We start from the raw sequence: 15,770 nt of genomic DNA on the forward strand, positions 1-15,770 counted from the left end.
AGCGACTTGCTTACCCATTAATCCATTAAATGGCTATACGGTTCAATCTCTACCGCCTCACCTTTTGCGATATTGCCTCTGTCTTGTTCCAGAACAATAAAGCAATTTGATTGACTCATTGAACTAAATACACCAGAGCCTTGATTTCCTGTGGTTGTAACAACTAACTGCCCTTGCTCGTTAACCGAGTAATTACCACGTTGAAAATCTGTTCTTCCGGGTGCTTTGCGCAATGCATCATTGCAAATTGCATTCAAACGTAATGCTGGTTTTACCAGTTCACCACTCATTTTTGCCATTGCAGGTACTGCTAATTGGTATAGTGTCACGATAGCGGAAACCGGATTTCCTGGCAACCCAAAAAAGATACTGTTTTGAAGCTTACCGAATGCAAAAGGTTTTCCAGGTTTAATGGCAAGTTTCCAAAATCCTATTTCACCTATTTCATTTAGTACTTCTTTAATGAAATCAGCCTCTCCAACGGATACTCCGCCACTAGTGATCACTACATCAGCTTGCTGATCTGCTTTAATAAGTGTTTCTTTTATCCTATTAAAATCATCTTCAATAATGCCAAAATCAATCACTTCGACATTCAAACGTGATAGAAGGCCTATAATACTATATCTATTGCTGTCGTAAATCTCACCTTGTTCTAACTTAGAACCTAAAGGTCTTAGCTCGTCACCCGATGATAAAACAGCTACTTTAAGTTGACGATAGACAGGTAAAGTAGCAATACCTAAAGATGCTAACAAAGGTATATCTCTAGGGGTTAATTTATGACCTTGTCTTAGCACGGTTTGGCCTACGCTTAAATCTTCACCTGCGAAACGTATATTATTGTGCAGCTTAGGCGCGTCTGTAAACGTAATATTTTCTCCATCAACTTGAGCTTGCTCTTGCATAACAACACAGTTTAGAAGATCTGGAACGACCGCCCCTGTCATAATCCTAACGCACTGACCAGCTTCAATAGCACCGGTAAAAGGAATACCTGCAAAGGATTTACCAACTTGTTTCAATGTAATAGGCTTATCAGATGAGCACGTTTCGAGATCTTGGCTATATAACGCATAACCGTCCATTGCTGAATTATTAAATGGAGGGACATTTTGCTGTGAAATAATATCCTGACTTAAGGTATAACCTAATGCATCAGATAAAGGTAATGTTATTGATTCACACACATTATTTAGTTCGCTTTGCATTCTATCTATGGCCTCGGCTAAAGGCATTAAACCAGGTACATCACAGCAGCTCATATTAATTACTCTTAAATTAATGGTTAAATTTTATTGTGCCTACTTCTATTTTCTCTGTAATGATATCTATCAATTTCATTACAATTTATTAAAACTTATACAGCAGACACTACTAACTATTTTTATATCACGTGGATTAAGTAAGCGGTACAGCAGTTTTAATCCCATTTAAATTACTAAAACAACTTTCTACAGCAGTACTAATAAAGTCTTCTATGAAGGCCAGTGACTTTTGCTCTTCCCTTACTGCTGCATATAAAGTTTTCCAAACGCCCTCTTTACCAAGTCGGCGAGCCACTACATAATCCTTTTGAAGATATTCAAACAATGCCCAGTTTGGTAAAGCAGCCACTCCACGTCCACTTGCTACAAGCTGTAACATCATCAAAGTCATTTCAACTTGTCGTATTTTTGCAGGCATCACACCTTCGTGCATTAAAAAGCCATTAAATACATCCAAACGTTCTTTTTCAACAGGATAAGTGATCAATGTTTCATCTTGTAAATCTTCAGCATCAATGTAGGTTTTATTTGCTAACGGATGGTGTCGACTCAACGCTAACATTGATTGATAACTAAATAGTGGAATATATGTAATTCCCTCAATAGATTGGGGATCAGAAGTAACCACTAAATCTAAATTACCACGTTTTAATGCCGGTAAAGGTAGAAAGCTAAAACCACTTGAAAAATCCAGCTCAACTTCAGGCCAACTATCACGAAATTTATCAATGGCAGGCATTAACCATTGAAAACATGAATGACACTCAATGGCCATATGCAAACGGCCGGCATCGCCTGATGAAAAACGAGAAAGGTCACGTTCGGCTTGGCGTACTTGAGGTAATACCTTATCAGCTAATTCTAATATTCGTAATCCTGCAATGGTAAAGCGAATCGGTCTCGATTTACGTATAAATAAAGAACAATCTAAACGCTGTTCTAACTCTTTTAATTGATGAGATAAGGCAGATTGAGTTAAGTGCAATTGTTTGGCTGCTTCAACCAAACTTCCTGCTTTATTCAATGTCGATAATGTTTTTAAGTGTTTAAATTCAATCATAATTACCCTACCAGCGAAAGAAATGGTTATTTATAAAAGTTAATTTTATTCATTTATACATTAATTTAATTGAAATTAATTAATTATTAAACAATAACATTATGATTTTGAGTAAATCACCTTCACTATGTTAAGCATATAAGGTACTTTAGCATGCTGTTTCAAGCATAATATTAGGGGTTAAGGGGTTTAAATGTATTCTATTGTTCGTTCAAATAAATTAGATAATGTCTGTTATGACATTCGTGGTCCAGTATTAAAACAAGCAAATAAACTGGAAGAAGAAGGCCAACGTATTCTTAAATTGAACATAGGAAATCCCGCCTCATTTGGGTTTGAAGCCCCAGAAGAAGTACTAATGGATGTGATCAAAAACTTGCCTAAAAGCCAAGGATATTGTGACAGCAAAGGGTTATTTTCAGCACGTAAAGCTGTTATGCAACATTATCAAGGTAAAGGATTATTATCTTTAGATACTGATGATATCTACATTGGTAATGGCGTCAGTGAATTGATCGTAATGGCAATGCAAAGCTTGTTGAATAATGGTGATGAAATCTTAGTGCCTGCACCAGATTATCCATTATGGACAGCAGCAGCAAACCTTTCTGGAGGTAAAGCAGTACATTATATTTGTGATGAACAGTCTAACTGGTTTCCAGATATTGATGATATTAAGTCTAAGATAACTTCGCGCACTAAAGGGATTGTTTTAATCAATCCAAATAACCCTACTGGTGCAGTCTATAGCAAAGAATTATTAGAGCAGATTGTTGAGTTAGCTCGCCAACATAACCTTATTGTTTTCTCCGATGAAATATACTCGAAAATTGTTTACGACGATGCAGTACATATACCATTAGCAACACTCGCCGATGATATTTTAATTGTGACCTTTGATGGGCTTTCAAAAGCTTATCGTGTATGTGGCTTCCGTGTCGGCTGGATGATGATAAGCGGCGCAAAAAAACAAGCTCGAGACTATATATCAGGTATTGAAATTCTAGCGAGTATGCGATTGTGTGCCAACGTTCCCATGCAGCATGCAATTCAGACGTCACTAGGTGGATATCAAAGTATCAATGAATTAACAGTACCCGGCGGACGTTTGTATGATCAAACACAAACAGCCTGGAAGCTATTGAATGATATTCCGGGTATCAGCTGTAACAAACCACAAGGGGCGTTATACCTATTTCCTAAACTGGATCAAAAGCGTTTTAACATTAAAGACGATCAACGTTTTGCGATGGATTTACTTATTGAAGAAAAAATTCTGATTGTGCAAGGCACTGGTTTTAACTGGCATAAACCAGATCATTTCAGAATTGTTTGTTTACCTCGAGTAGATGAGATGAAAACAGCGATTAATAAAATAGCGCATTTCTTAGATGGGTATAGCCAATAATAAAACTTCCTGTTCGCAATGTTGATAACCTCATTTATCAACACTGCGACTTTCGCTGTAACTTATCATTATTAATGCCTTAGATTCGCATAGCATCTTTTTATAATCCTCCTTTTTCATATGAGAACTCCCATGTTCAATAAAATACTATTGTCATTTATATCATTATGTTTCATTTCATTGCTATTTATTGATGTAGGTGACTTAATTTCTGAACGAATTATTTATGTATTGTGGCCTTTAGGTCATGTCACTGTTTTTGCTTTCTGGTCCGCCTTATTAATCCTTTACCAACCTAGCATTAGGAATGCACCATTATTCAAACAATGGTGTTTATTAACATTAAGCTGCTTTGCTTTAGGGGCGGCCATTGAACTGATCCAACCTTTCTTTGGGCGCTCTAGAGAGCTCGATGATCTATTCATGAATTATATTGGTGTCCTACTGAGTTTAATTATATTTACTCGACACTCCATTAATCTACTATTTAAGGCAGGCTATTTCATTGTACTGAGTTATTTCTTATTGCCAGCAGTTACGACTGCCTATGATGAAGTTAAGATGAGAGTTGAATTCCCTACTATTGCTTCCTTTGATAATGAAATTAGCTTAACACGGTGGAAAGCAGACCAAGCACTCTCTTTAGTCACTTCAAAACAACTACCCGATGCACAAGGTAAGGTGATGAAAATTACCTTTGTACCACGTAAGTACAGTGGAGTAGCTCTGCGCTATTTTCAAGGTAATTGGAGTAAGTTTAACCAACTCAGTTTTGATTTTTATAATCCTTATGAGCAAACGTTATCCGTTACTTTGATCATTACTGATAAACATTACGATAAAGGGAAACCTAACCCCCAAGATCGCTTTGATAAAGTTTTGAAGGTTAAACCCGGGCACAACGATATCAATATTTCATTGGATGAAATTAAACAAAGTGTGTCATTAAGACAAATGGATTTAGGAAATGTAGCTGGGGTGGATTTTTATATGTATAAACTGAAAACACCGAAGTATTTATATTTAGCGCCATTAACTTTACAGTAACAAGCCCAAAATTTTTAGACTCATAACGTAATATCTATTACATTATGAGTCTAAATTTGACATTAAAAAAGCACTATTTACAAATAGTTACAACCAAGCAACAAGGTAGTTTAACAAATAAATAAAGCAGTTAATTAACGTGGTCAGTATCAGTTTAAATCACAATAACTATAGCTTAGATCGGCCCATATATTTTATCAGTTAAGCGTACGTGAACAGTAATTTCTTCACGGTCATGGTATAAATGTTTAGCTTGAAGCTCATAATTAAACCCAGCCTCTTCAATCATATCAGTTAGTATTTTAAGGTCTTCCGTTGCCTCTTGATAACGTTGCTTCATAGGTAACTTAAGATTAAAGATAGTTTCTTTGCACCAACCTTCAATTAACCATTTAGCCATTAACTTAGCAACCCGCTTTGGTTTCTCTATCATGTCGCAGACTAACCAGTGAATGTTTTTACGTTCAGGTTCAAACTTAAAACCATCCTCCATGTAATGTGTAACTTGTCCAGTTTCCATTAGACTGTCTGCCATTGCGCCATTATCCACGCAACTAACAAACATGCCACGTCTTACCAATTGATAAGTCCACCCACCAGGACAGGCACCAAGATCAACCGCTTTAAGACCTGAGTGCGCGCGTGCTTCTTGTTCTTCTTTGCTTAAAAATGTTTGAAAGGCTTCATCGAGTTTTAGTGTAGAACGGCTTGGAGCTTCATTAGGGAAACGTAAACGAGTGATCCCCATATGCAATTCACTACGATTGTTAGGTAGAGAGTACCCAACATAAGCAGTTTCATAATCCATAAAACAAACATGAGTTCGACGACGTTTAGGGTTTTCTTTGTTAGTAAGATTATTATGCTTTTTCAACGCTTGTCTAAAAGGTACTGTAAATTTACGACAGAAAGTCAATAAAGGTTTCGTTTCATCGCCTTCAGGACACTCAACATAAACATCGCCTGCCATTGGCAAGTTACGGGTTATTTCTAAAATAGGCGAAATTCTGTCTTCCGCAGGCAAATCCTCAAGCATTGCAACAGCAACAATCATTTGCCGAGCAAAGATTAATTGAGCAAAATTGATCTGTTCAGCTAAAGACTCAACCTGAGAGGGGTCGTAACAATGGTATAGTACAAACCCACTATTTTTTAGTGTTTTAATATAACCAAATACTTCCAGCTCACTGGCTTTTGCTTGAATTTCATTAGCACAGTCATTTTCAAAACCTGGGCGACAATATAACAGAATACCTAACATACAAACCTCAATTTACTGTGTTCAGTAAACCTTTATTTTCTTAAAGAGAAGACCATTGCTAAAGCAATAGATAACCAAGCCACGATTAATAATAAGCCCCCTAGCGGAGTAATTAATACCAATAACTTAGAAGCAAAAAACACCCAATAGTACAAGCTTCCACTAAAACATAGCGTGCCAATAGTAAAACAATATAGGCTCAAGGTTAAAAGCCGGCTTACTAAGAATGAACTGAGCATGGCAGTTATGAATAACGCTAAAGCATGAAATAATTGATACTGTGCTGCTAATTTAACCTGTGAAATTTGTTCAGGATTAGCCCAAGCAGATAAACCATGACTAGCATAAGCCCCAAACATAACCGCCGTTGCCCCGAGTAAAGCGGCAACGGCGATAAAACAACGTGATTGTTTTGAAATATTCAAAGTAATAACTTACTCAGTAACTATAGGATCTAAGCTTTTAGCTAATTCATCCATTTGTTTCATTTGTGTCAGGAAAGGTACCAATTTCTCTAATGGTAATGCACAAGGCCCATCACATTTTGCGTTAGTAGGATCTGGGTGAGACTCTAGGAATAGTCCTGCAATACCTTGAGACATACCAGCTAAGCCTAACTGAACAACTTGACTACGACGGCCATCAGCACTATCACTACGTGCGCCAGGTTTTTGTAATGAATGTGTTACATCGAAAATAACTGGGTAAGTTGTTTCTTTCATGGTGCTGAAGCCCAACATGTCTACTACTAAGTTGTTGTAACCGAAACAACTACCACGTTCACATAGAATGATTTTATCGTTACCTGCTTCTTTAAACTTAGTAATGATATGTTGCATTTCATGGGGTGCTAAAAATTGTGCTTTTTTCACGTTAATAACAGCATTTGTTTCAGCCATTGCTTGTACTAAATCAGTTTGACGACTTAGAAACGCAGGTAGTTGAATCACATCAACAACTTCAGCAACAGGCTTAGCTTGGTAAGGTTCATGAACATCAGTAATAATTGGCACATTAAATGTCGATTTTATCTCTTCAAAAATGCGTAAACCTTCTTCTAAACCAGGACCACGAAAACTATTAATAGATGAGCGATTTGCTTTATCAAATGATGCTTTAAATACATATGGAATGTTTAATTTACTAGTCGCTTCAACATAGGTTTCCACCATTTTCATGGCTAGATCACGTGACTCTAAAACATTCATTCCACCAAATAGAACGAATGGAAGATCGTTTGCAACTTCAACATTGCCGACTTTGATAATTTTCTGGCTCATTTTTACTCTCTTATTTTTATCGATTAACACGATCAAAAATTAATAATAATCACTGCAATTGAGTGACTATTAATACTTAACATAATTAATGAATGACTTGAGCAACAAGTTCATCACTCATTTGTTTGATTTGTCTTTTTAATAAATTAACAATGGGATCTTCTGGACACTGCTCAATAAAATAGGTGAAATCATTACAAGCTAGTTGATAACACTCTAGTTGTTGAAACAAGAAACCACGGTCTCTCACTTCAAGTGCATCTTCAGGATCAAGACGTAATAATATGTCACTACACAATAATGCAAGTTCAATACTTTCAGCTTGGATATAAGCAGCTTTTAATACATTAACGTAACGTTTGATAACCGTTTCCTTACTATCAGCTTGACACATTTCAGGAGTCAAACGAGCATGATTACCAAGTTGGCCACGTACCTTTAACTCAAGTTGCATTAAATCGACAATTTCACCATTAAACGGGTCGATATAAGCAGGCCCATCTGGTAATTCCACTTTGACTATAAAACCACTTGGAAAGCATATACCATCAGCACTAAACCCCACTTCTTTTAAGGTTTCGATTAACAAAATACCTAAACTTATCGGCACACCTTTGCGGCGCGATAACACCGAAGACAACAATGCATTTTTAACTTTAAAAAATGCTTTCCAGTCACCTCTAAAATTTTGTACATGATATACGTTATTGAGTAACGCTGTGAGTTTATCCATATTTGCTTCATTATATGACGCTAATTGAGATTTAATAACAATCAATTGTAAACGCATATTATGTTGTAACTCTATAGCTGAATGCCCAGTTATCTCAGCTTCTGCCATACTCGCTAGCTGCAAAAGCGAATAAGCATCAAAATCTATTCCTTCATGGATAAGATTAGTATTAATAACTGGCTCTTCTAACGTACTTTGTTCATCTAGTTCCACTGTTTACCCCACTAATAAAATAGCTTGTTTAGTGAATGCTAATTTTGCTATGTATGCAAGCCAACCAAACGCACCAACAAAAGATAGCCATTGGATATGTGTTTTAGTATTTGGGTTTAAAGACACTTGTACCATGGTAAAGTAGGCTACAAATGCAATTATTTTCTCTAATAACCAGTATCCACCTAAAGAGAAGGGATTCCAATGCACCATAGCCATTAATGCAATTCCTAATACAACAATGGTTAAGTGTGTATGAGTGTGGATTTTTTTAAATAGCGGTTTTTGAGCATTAACATGGCCTGACTTCAACCAGTAAAACCGTAGTATATAAAGAATAATCGCTAATAAGATAAAGCTCATGTGAGTATGTTTTAAGATAGAATACATTATAATCCTTGCCCTAAGCCCTGAGACTTATTAAGTTTGTTAAGATAAAAGAAATTACACGGCCCTACTCTATAGCGGAAGGTGGCCTAATGTCACACGGTCATTCTGTCCATAATCTTGTTCTGTTTTAATTTGCACAAAACCATTGTCTAACATAATTGCTTGTACTGAGTTACTTTGGTCATAACCATGCTCAATTAACAAACAGCCGCCAGCCGTTAAGTAGTCTTTTGCTTGTTCACAAATCAAACGAATATCTGCAAGTCCATGTTCTTCTGCTGTTAAAGCAGAAAGCGGTTCAAATCGAACATCGCCCTGTTTGAGGTGGACATCAGAAGGGTCAATGTACGGTGGATTACTAACAATAACATCAAACCTTTCCTGCACGCTCTTAAACCAGTTACTTTGTTTAATCACGACTCGAGTAAGACCCAAGTTTTTACGGTTCTCACAAGCTAAAGCAACTGCATCAACACTAAAATCGACTCCCATACAAGTTGCTTGAGGCAACTCGCTAGCAAGCGCTAATATAACGGCTCCGGTGCCTGTTCCCAAATCTAAAATATGGGCCTGGGCACTGCTTTTTTCTAAGGCTAATTCAACTAACCTTTCAGTATCAGGCCTTGGAATTAAAGTACTCGCATTGACTTTAAACGGTAGTGACCAAAACTCTCTTTCACCAGTTAAATGAGCAACAGGTTGACCATTGACACGCTGTTCAATCAACTCTTCAAAATTAGCTTTTTGTTGTGCTGTTAAATCTCGCTCTGGCCATGTCATTAAATAAATCGTTGGTTTATCCAATACAAAAGCCAGTAATACTTGTGCATCCAATAGAGCTGAATCACTATTAATTAGTATATATTCAGCCCAAACTAACGCATCATCAATACGCAACTACAGAGCACCTTGTGCAAGTGCCGCTAATTTATCAGCTTGGTCTTCCTGTAGAATAGGATCAAGTAATGCATCTAACTCACCTTCTAACACTTCATTTAAGCGATAAATGGTTAAATTAATACGATGATCGCTTACACGGCCTTGAGGATAGTTATAAGTACGAATTCGTTCACTACGATCACCACTTGCTACTAAGCTACGGCGGATATCTTGCTCTTCAGCATTATTCTTTTCATCTTCAACTTGTTGTAAACGTGCTTGTAAAACTGACATCGCCTGTGCACGGTTTTTATGCTGTGAACGTTGGTCCTGACACTCTACAACAGTCCCTGTTGGAACGTGCGTAATACGAATAGCTGAATCGGTTTTATTAACGTGCTGACCACCAGCTCCAGATGCGCGGAAAGTATCAACTTTTAAATCAGCAGGATTAATTGAAATTGCTTCAGATTCTGGTATTTCAGGCATAACAACAACAGTACAAGCCGACGTATGAATACGACCTTGAGACTCAGTTTCAGGCACTCGTTGTACGCGATGACCGCCTGATTCAAACTTCATCAAACCATAAGCACCATCACCTTCAATTTGCATGATCACTTCTTTATAACCACCCTGCTCACTTTCATTACTGTTCATAATGGTCACACGCCATTTTTTGCTATCACAGTATTTGCTATACATACGGAATAAGTTACCCGCAAAAATAGCCGCTTCATCACCGCCAGCACCAGCACGGATTTCAACAAAACAGTTACGATCGTCATTTGGGTCTTTTGGTAATAATAAAATTTGCAGTTCAGCTGCTAATCTCTCAACTGACTCTTTGGCTTCAGAAATTTCATCTTGCGCCATTTCGCGCATATCTTCATCGTCATCATCAAGCATGAGTTCTGCAGCAGCTAAATCTTCCTGTGCAGATTGAAATGATTTGAAACACAGTACCACTTCTTCAAGTTGTGAATACTCTTTGGTTAATTCACGGTACTTGTCTTGGTTACTAATAGTATCCGGGTCGCCTAATAATGCTTGTACTTCTTCATAACGCTCAACTAATATTTCTAACTTTGCAACAATAGATGCTTTCATTTTTATCTCTTCTTATGAATAGTTTGTCGCCAAACTATCGAGTTATTTCTTATAATTCGTCTTGTTGGCTTAACCCAAGAGTTAACCTTAATAAAGCTAAGTCCTGCTCATTACCTGTTTGACTAACAGTTGTTAATGCTTGGCTTGGGTGATGAATAAGCTTATTGGTTAATTTAAACGCCAACTCTTTTAATACTTTCTCACTATCATTACCCTTCGCTAATGAAGCAATAGCACGTTGTAATAATTCATCTCTTAGTTGCTCACTGTTTTGACGATACAAGCGAATACTTTCTACCGCTTTTAATGATTCTTGCCAGGCCATAAAATCAATAACACTGGCGACAATAATTTTTTCAGCTTCAATCGCGGCTTCGACACGCGCTTGCTTATTTTCTTCTATAATACCTTGTAAATCATCAACACTATAAAGATAGGCATCATTTAATTCAGCAACTTGTTGTTCGATATCACGAGGAACTGCAATATCTATAAACAACATAGGTTGATGACGGCGATCTTTTAAAGCACATTCCACCATGCCTTTACCAATGATCGGTAACGGGCTAGCTGTCGAAGAGATAATAATATCCGATTTAGCGAGGTGGTTAGGTATTTCTTCTAGGGTAATGGCGTTTGCATTAAATTGCTCAACTAAGCCCATCGCGCGCTCTAAAGTACGATTAGCAATAGTAATATTTGGCACTTCATGCTCAAGTAAATACTTGCCTACTAGTTCAATTGTTTCGCCAGCACCAATTAATAAAACTCTGCTTTTTTTGAGGTCACTGAATATTTGTCTTGCTAAAGACACCGCTGCAAATGCGACTGAAATGGCATTCGCACCAATTTGAGTATCAGTGCGTACTCGCTTTGCAACACTAAAAGCGTGTTGAAACCATTTATTGAGTGTTTTATTGACGGCTTTAGCTTGCCCTGCAGAAGCAAAGCCTTGTTTGATTTGGCCAAGAATTTGTGGTTCGCCTAAGACCAATGAATCTAGCCCACACGCAACGCGGAATAAATGATTAACGGCCTCTTGGTCTTGATAGCTATAAAAGTTTTGGTCGAATGCACCTGGCTCGATATCATGAAAATCAGTTAACCAGCGAAGTATAGGTGAAATATCCAGCCCTTCATAATGACAGTAGATTTCACAACGATTACAAGTAGAAATAATAACAGCTTCTTTAACAAGAGGTTGAGTTAGTAAATCCGCATAAGCCATCATCAAAGAGTCAGGTGCAAAGGCAACTTTTTCTCTCAGTTCAACTGGTGCAGTTTGATGGTTAATTCCTAACGCAAATAATGGCATTTATATAATTCACAGAAACAAGACATGGAGCAAAACAAAGAGCTGAATTCTACGTAAATTTACCACAAAATTAAAGCGAACTCTGTTTCTATGATGCATTTAGTCTTAAAAACAAACAATTTTGCTATAAGTTTTACTTTATAAATAAGAATCACAAAATTTCTTCCCTAATATTTTTACTTGTTAGCTTTGCTTGGGTATCATCAAACTCAAATTATTTATCACTTAATTAATGATGAGCCCATGACTATTAAAAAAATACTTGCCAGCCTTGCGATTACTTTCTCACTTTCAGGGTGTTCTTATTTGTACAATACCTTTGTATATCAGATTGATGTTGTACAAGGAAATTATGTAGACGATAAAAAATTAGCACAAGTTGAATTAGGAATGACTCAACAGCAAATTGTATTTGTATTAGGATCACCTATGTTAATTGATCAGTTCGATACGTCAAAGTGGTATTACATACGTTATATTAAACCAGGTGGCGAGCCTATTCAGCAATCACAGATATTGCTTACTTTTGATGGGAATAAACTAACTAGCATCACTAGTGACAATATTGATCAAGAAAATCCACTTATCAAGAACCCTAAAGTTAAAAAAGAACCTAACGAAGCGACACAAACTGGTGATACTAAATTCGCTCCAACTACCGAATAATAATCACACTAGTTACAAGGAGTGTTTTTAACACTCCTTGTAACCAACCTTATTTAATTTCAGTGCGCTACATCACTATTAATTAAGGAATTCTTTCAAGAATTGATCTACGCCAAACTCCCCTCTATTAGCTTTTGCCTTTTATATTTGTCTGACTATGATGAAAACTCTTATTAACAATAGAAGTGAGCTAAATAATGACGAAAAATTATTCTGATACCTTTTTAGATGAAATAAAACTACTCGCGAAATTCCCTGAAACTTCACAACTGGAAGGGTTAAAAATTCATAAAGAGGCTGACCCAAGCGTCATTAAAGCAGCACAATCATTATTTGATAAAGGGTTAATATCCCAGCAAGACGGAGGTTACTTAACTGATAGTGGTTTAGAAACTGCAGATCACCTCCATCGCCTACTCATCGCATTACATTAATAATATCAATATGGTGGGTTAACCGCTCACCAATCTCCACCTTATTTGTGTAGCAGATGAGTAAAAGACGGAGGTTATTTAACTGATAGTGGTTTAGAAACTGCAGATCGCCTCCATCGCCTACTCATCGCATTACATTATTAATATCAATATGGTGGGTTAGCCGCTCACCAATCTCCACCTTATTTGTGTAGCAGATGAGTAAGCGGGCTATTTATTGAGGTTTATCTTAACGGTCTTAGTTGAGTAAATGTTAACAACAAGGTACATTTATCGTTTTTGATTCTGTAAAGGCTATCCTCACTATGAAAGTTATCTCATTTAATATTAACGGGCTTCGCGCACGCCTACATCAATTACAAGCACTAATCGATAAACATCAACCTGATGTAATTGGACTTCAAGAGATCAAAGTACACAATGATGCGTTTCCTGTTGAAGCTGTAGAAGCAATGGGATATCACGTGTACTATCATGGCCAAAAAGCACATTACGGTGTTGCTATGCTGTGTAAGCAAAAACCTACTGATGTGCAATACGGTTTCCCTACGGATAATGAAGAGCATCAAAAACGCATGATAATGGTGACAGTGCCTGATGAAGATGGGCAGCCAGTGCGCATTCTTAATGGTTACTTCCCACAAGGAGAAAACCAAACACATGAAACAAAATACCCGTATAAACGCCAGTTTTATCAAGATTTAAATACATACTTAAATGAAAACCATACAGCTGAAGATAATGTGATCGTGATGGGTGATATTAATATTTCACCATTAGATTTAGACATTGGTATTGGAGAAGCAAATGCCAAGCGTTGGTTACAAACCAAAAAATGTAGTTTTCTACCTGAAGAACGCGAATGGCTTGCAACCCTGATGAGTTTTGGCTTTACCGATACATTCCGTTTATTACACCCGGAAGAAGATCAAAAATTCAGCTGGTTTGATTATCGCTCACGTGGATTTGATGATAACCGTGGTTTACGTATTGATGTAGTACTAGCAACGCCTGCATTAGCAGAAAAAACTGTTGAAGCAGATATTGATTATGAGCTTAGAGGTATTGATAAACCTTCAGATCATGCTCCAATCTGGACCGAATTTGCTTAACCCGAAAACCTAATACTCAAAGGTCCAAATATCACTTAATTATCTATCATTTAAGTGATATTTGAGCCTTTATTTTTTAAGCCTAAAAAATAATACCAATCACACTAATTAACTGATCTATTTTACTTATTAAAATAACTTATTTCTTCGTTGTAATTTTCGGAAGCAGAACAACTACTTAACTTAAATTACGCCTTGAACTCAGTCATTTTTCCTGCGTAAAATTTAGATCACTTATTTAATATAATTGGTATAACTAAGTTTTCTTAGGCCACTTTAATGTATTACAATCTTCTAACTCTGCTAATTTTTCTTGGCAAGCTTGTAAATGAAACAACTCACCTAAACTTGGCGTAGCGCTGAAGTTAAATGCCTGTTCTTGATAGACAAATTGAATTTGAAAAGCATGCAAATAACCACGGTCATAGCGGTGCGCATCTTCCGTTGCATAAATAGGATCACCACAAATCGCACTGCCTATACTTTTTAATGCCACACGAATTTGATGTGTTTTCCCTGTTTTAGGTTTAACCACAAACAAGCGTTTACCTTCTCCTAATGAATAACTAAAAAACTGCGTGATCGCTAAATTCTCAGTATTTCTAGTTAATTTCCACATGGAACGGCGAGACTTTTCCATTCCACCTTTAATTAATCCTTGAGTTTTTTTAGGTTTTTTATCTGCAATGGCTAAGTAAAATTTTTGAATATCTTGATTTTTAAATAACTCGGACAATCGGCTTGCAGCAACTGATGATTTAGCCAGTAATAGAATACCCGAGGTCATTTTATCTAAACGATGCACACTAAATAACTTCTGCCCAAAGTATTTTTCTGCAGCTACGACTACGCCATACTCACCATCTTCACTATGGAAGTTAATACCAGGACGTTTGTTAATGACCACAAAATCATCTTCGTCTGATACAACTGAAAAATATATATTTTCTTCTGAGACTGTTCCTATCATGGCTACCCTGTTATTCATCAAAGACTAAATTCTGGGCCGCACTATAAGCTAAATTACTTAATAATTGTGGTAAAATTGCTAATATTTCATGGTATTCAGGTAATTGATCAACAATAGCCAAGAATTGTGGGTCGCTCGCATCTGCTGGGGCCAGTTTGGTTAATAATAAGATAGTTGTTTGTAAAATATTTTCACTATTACTATCGCCCTCCACCGTTGTCCATTGTTCATTAAATATTTCAACAGCAGCTAAAAAGCCACTCGCAAATTGTATTCCTTGTTCACTTAACTGCTTATTAGGAGTTAACCAATCATGGCATTGTAATCCGTTTAGTGGGATCGCTTCTTGATAAGCCGTTTGAATTTCATTAGTTAAGGCTATAATCGTTTGAGCATAATCAGTTGCTTGCTGTTCATTATCAAAACTCATTTCAGCATTAGACTTCCATAGATAACTTAACCACTGATCCAAGTCCAATAACTCAGGTAAGGCTTGCACACTACAGATAAATCCAATTTGATAATAACTAGTATGTAATCCTTTAATTGAATTTAATTGGCCATTTAGTTCGATAAAATCAAATAACACCTTTTTTTGATTATCGGGCATATTAACTCCTAGTA

The 15,770-nt window shown here is 36.7% G+C and carries 16 protein-coding genes and 1 pseudogene; 5 read left to right on the forward strand and 12 right to left on the reverse strand.

The genetic code is table 11. From position 1 onward, the window contains the following. Positions 1-17: 17 nt before the first annotated feature. Both moeA and V5290_RS03665 read right to left on the reverse strand, forming a co-directional pair. Positions 18-1,265, reverse strand: coding sequence for a molybdopterin molybdotransferase MoeA (gene moeA, locus V5290_RS03660; RefSeq protein WP_333382002.1), 1,248 nt, complete (start codon positions 1,263-1,265; stop codon positions 18-20). 136 nt (positions 1,266-1,401) lie between these two features. Then, positions 1,402-2,328, reverse strand: coding sequence for a LysR family transcriptional regulator (locus V5290_RS03665; RefSeq protein WP_333382004.1), 927 nt, complete (start codon positions 2,326-2,328; stop codon positions 1,402-1,404). A gap of 193 nt (positions 2,329-2,521) precedes the next feature. Here V5290_RS03665 and V5290_RS03670 point away from each other — a divergent pair, with 193 nt between their 5' ends. Both V5290_RS03670 and V5290_RS03675 read left to right on the forward strand, forming a co-directional pair. Further along, complete coding sequence (locus tag V5290_RS03670) at positions 2,522-3,736, forward strand: pyridoxal phosphate-dependent aminotransferase (protein WP_333382006.1); 1,215 nt, start codon at positions 2,522-2,524, stop codon at positions 3,734-3,736. 132 nt (positions 3,737-3,868) lie between these two features. Continuing rightward, positions 3,869-4,783 carry a VanZ family protein gene (locus V5290_RS03675; RefSeq protein ID WP_333382008.1) on the forward strand — a complete coding sequence of 305 codons (915 nt, stop codon included), beginning with the start codon at positions 3,869-3,871 and terminating at the stop codon, positions 4,781-4,783. A 175-nt stretch (positions 4,784-4,958) separates the two neighbouring features. Here the strand turns inward: V5290_RS03675 and rlmM are convergent, their stop codons facing one another. The 8 genes from rlmM to hemA all read right to left on the reverse strand — a co-directional run bounded on the left by rlmM (position 4,959) and on the right by hemA (position 11,964). Further along, the gene (gene rlmM, locus V5290_RS03680; protein ID WP_333382010.1) at positions 4,959-6,044 is read right to left on the reverse strand and encodes a 23S rRNA (cytidine(2498)-2'-O)-methyltransferase RlmM; all 1,086 of its coding nucleotides are present in this window, start codon (positions 6,042-6,044) and stop codon (positions 4,959-4,961) included. 32 nt (positions 6,045-6,076) lie between these two features. After that, positions 6,077-6,469, reverse strand: a complete 393-nt coding sequence (locus tag V5290_RS03685) for a DUF423 domain-containing protein (RefSeq protein WP_333382012.1) — start codon at positions 6,467-6,469, stop codon at positions 6,077-6,079. A 9-nt stretch (positions 6,470-6,478) separates the two neighbouring features. Beyond that, positions 6,479-7,324, reverse strand: a complete 846-nt coding sequence (gene kdsA, locus V5290_RS03690) for a 3-deoxy-8-phosphooctulonate synthase (protein ID WP_333382014.1) — start codon at positions 7,322-7,324, stop codon at positions 6,479-6,481. An 85-nt stretch (positions 7,325-7,409) separates the two neighbouring features. Then, positions 7,410-8,270, reverse strand: coding sequence for a SirB1 family protein (locus V5290_RS03695; RefSeq protein WP_333382016.1), 861 nt, complete (start codon positions 8,268-8,270; stop codon positions 7,410-7,412). Between the two features lie 3 nt (positions 8,271-8,273). After that, entirely contained in the window at positions 8,274-8,660 is a 387-nt protein-coding gene (locus V5290_RS03700; protein ID WP_333382018.1) for a SirB2 family protein, read from the reverse strand. Between the two features lie 69 nt (positions 8,661-8,729). Further along, positions 8,730-9,557, reverse strand: a complete 828-nt coding sequence (prmC, locus tag V5290_RS03705) for a peptide chain release factor N(5)-glutamine methyltransferase (RefSeq protein WP_333382020.1) — start codon at positions 9,555-9,557, stop codon at positions 8,730-8,732. Next, positions 9,558-10,649: a peptide chain release factor 1 gene (gene prfA, locus V5290_RS03710; RefSeq protein ID WP_333382022.1), complete on the reverse strand. Its 1,092-nt coding sequence runs from the start codon at positions 10,647-10,649 to the stop codon at positions 9,558-9,560. 49 nt (positions 10,650-10,698) lie between these two features. Then, positions 10,699-11,964, reverse strand: coding sequence for a glutamyl-tRNA reductase (gene hemA / locus V5290_RS03715; protein WP_333382024.1), 1,266 nt, complete (start codon positions 11,962-11,964; stop codon positions 10,699-10,701). Between the two features lie 243 nt (positions 11,965-12,207). On the opposite strand from hemA, the gene V5290_RS03720 reads away from it, so the two are divergent. The 3 genes and pseudogenes from V5290_RS03720 to xthA all read left to right on the forward strand — a co-directional run bounded on the left by V5290_RS03720 (position 12,208) and on the right by xthA (position 14,176). After that, the gene (locus V5290_RS03720) at positions 12,208-12,630 is read left to right on the forward strand and encodes an outer membrane protein assembly factor BamE (RefSeq protein WP_333382026.1); all 423 of its coding nucleotides are present in this window, start codon (positions 12,208-12,210) and stop codon (positions 12,628-12,630) included. Positions 12,631-12,827: 197 nt separating this feature from the next. Further along, positions 12,828-13,208, forward strand: a pseudogene (locus V5290_RS03725) (TIGR02647 family protein). A gap of 161 nt (positions 13,209-13,369) precedes the next feature. Further along, entirely contained in the window at positions 13,370-14,176 is an 807-nt protein-coding gene (xthA, locus tag V5290_RS03730; protein WP_333382028.1) for an exodeoxyribonuclease III, read from the forward strand. 256 nt (positions 14,177-14,432) lie between these two features. On the opposite strand, the gene V5290_RS03735 is transcribed toward xthA, so the two are convergent. Together V5290_RS03735 and V5290_RS03740 are read right to left on the reverse strand one after the other, a co-directional pair. Then, complete coding sequence (locus V5290_RS03735) at positions 14,433-15,146, reverse strand: TIGR01621 family pseudouridine synthase (RefSeq protein WP_333382030.1); 714 nt, start codon at positions 15,144-15,146, stop codon at positions 14,433-14,435. Between the two features lie 10 nt (positions 15,147-15,156). After that, complete coding sequence (locus V5290_RS03740; RefSeq protein ID WP_333382031.1) at positions 15,157-15,756, reverse strand: UPF0149 family protein; 600 nt, start codon at positions 15,754-15,756, stop codon at positions 15,157-15,159. Between the last annotated feature and the right edge of the window lie 14 nt (positions 15,757-15,770).

The sequence above is a fragment of the Psychromonas arctica genome (genome assembly GCF_036697365.1).
Classification (GTDB): domain Bacteria; phylum Pseudomonadota; class Gammaproteobacteria; order Enterobacterales; family Psychromonadaceae; genus Psychromonas; species Psychromonas arctica_A.

Coding starts and splice junctions, on each gene's coding strand:
- moeA (WP_333382002.1), bottom strand. CDS start 1,265: ATGAGCTGCTGTGATGTACCTGGTTTAATGCCTTTAGCCGAGGCCATA.
- V5290_RS03665 (WP_333382004.1), bottom strand. CDS start 2,328: ATGATTGAATTTAAACACTTAAAAACATTATCGACATTGAATAAAGCA.
- V5290_RS03670 (WP_333382006.1), top strand. CDS start 2,522: ATGTATTCTATTGTTCGTTCAAATAAATTAGATAATGTCTGTTATGAC.
- V5290_RS03675 (WP_333382008.1), top strand. CDS start 3,869: ATGTTCAATAAAATACTATTGTCATTTATATCATTATGTTTCATTTCA.
- rlmM (WP_333382010.1), bottom strand. CDS start 6,044: ATGTTAGGTATTCTGTTATATTGTCGCCCAGGTTTTGAAAATGACTGT.
- kdsA (WP_333382014.1), bottom strand. CDS start 7,324: ATGAGCCAGAAAATTATCAAAGTCGGCAATGTTGAAGTTGCAAACGAT.
- V5290_RS03700 (WP_333382018.1), bottom strand. CDS start 8,660: ATGTATTCTATCTTAAAACATACTCACATGAGCTTTATCTTATTAGCG.
- prfA (WP_333382022.1), bottom strand. CDS start 10,649: ATGAAAGCATCTATTGTTGCAAAGTTAGAAATATTAGTTGAGCGTTAT.
- hemA (WP_333382024.1), bottom strand. CDS start 11,964: ATGCCATTATTTGCGTTAGGAATTAACCATCAAACTGCACCAGTTGAA.
- V5290_RS03720 (WP_333382026.1), top strand. CDS start 12,208: ATGACTATTAAAAAAATACTTGCCAGCCTTGCGATTACTTTCTCACTT.
- xthA (WP_333382028.1), top strand. CDS start 13,370: ATGAAAGTTATCTCATTTAATATTAACGGGCTTCGCGCACGCCTACAT.
- V5290_RS03735 (WP_333382030.1), bottom strand. CDS start 15,146: ATGATAGGAACAGTCTCAGAAGAAAATATATATTTTTCAGTTGTATCA.
- V5290_RS03740 (WP_333382031.1), bottom strand. CDS start 15,756: ATGCCCGATAATCAAAAAAAGGTGTTATTTGATTTTATCGAACTAAAT.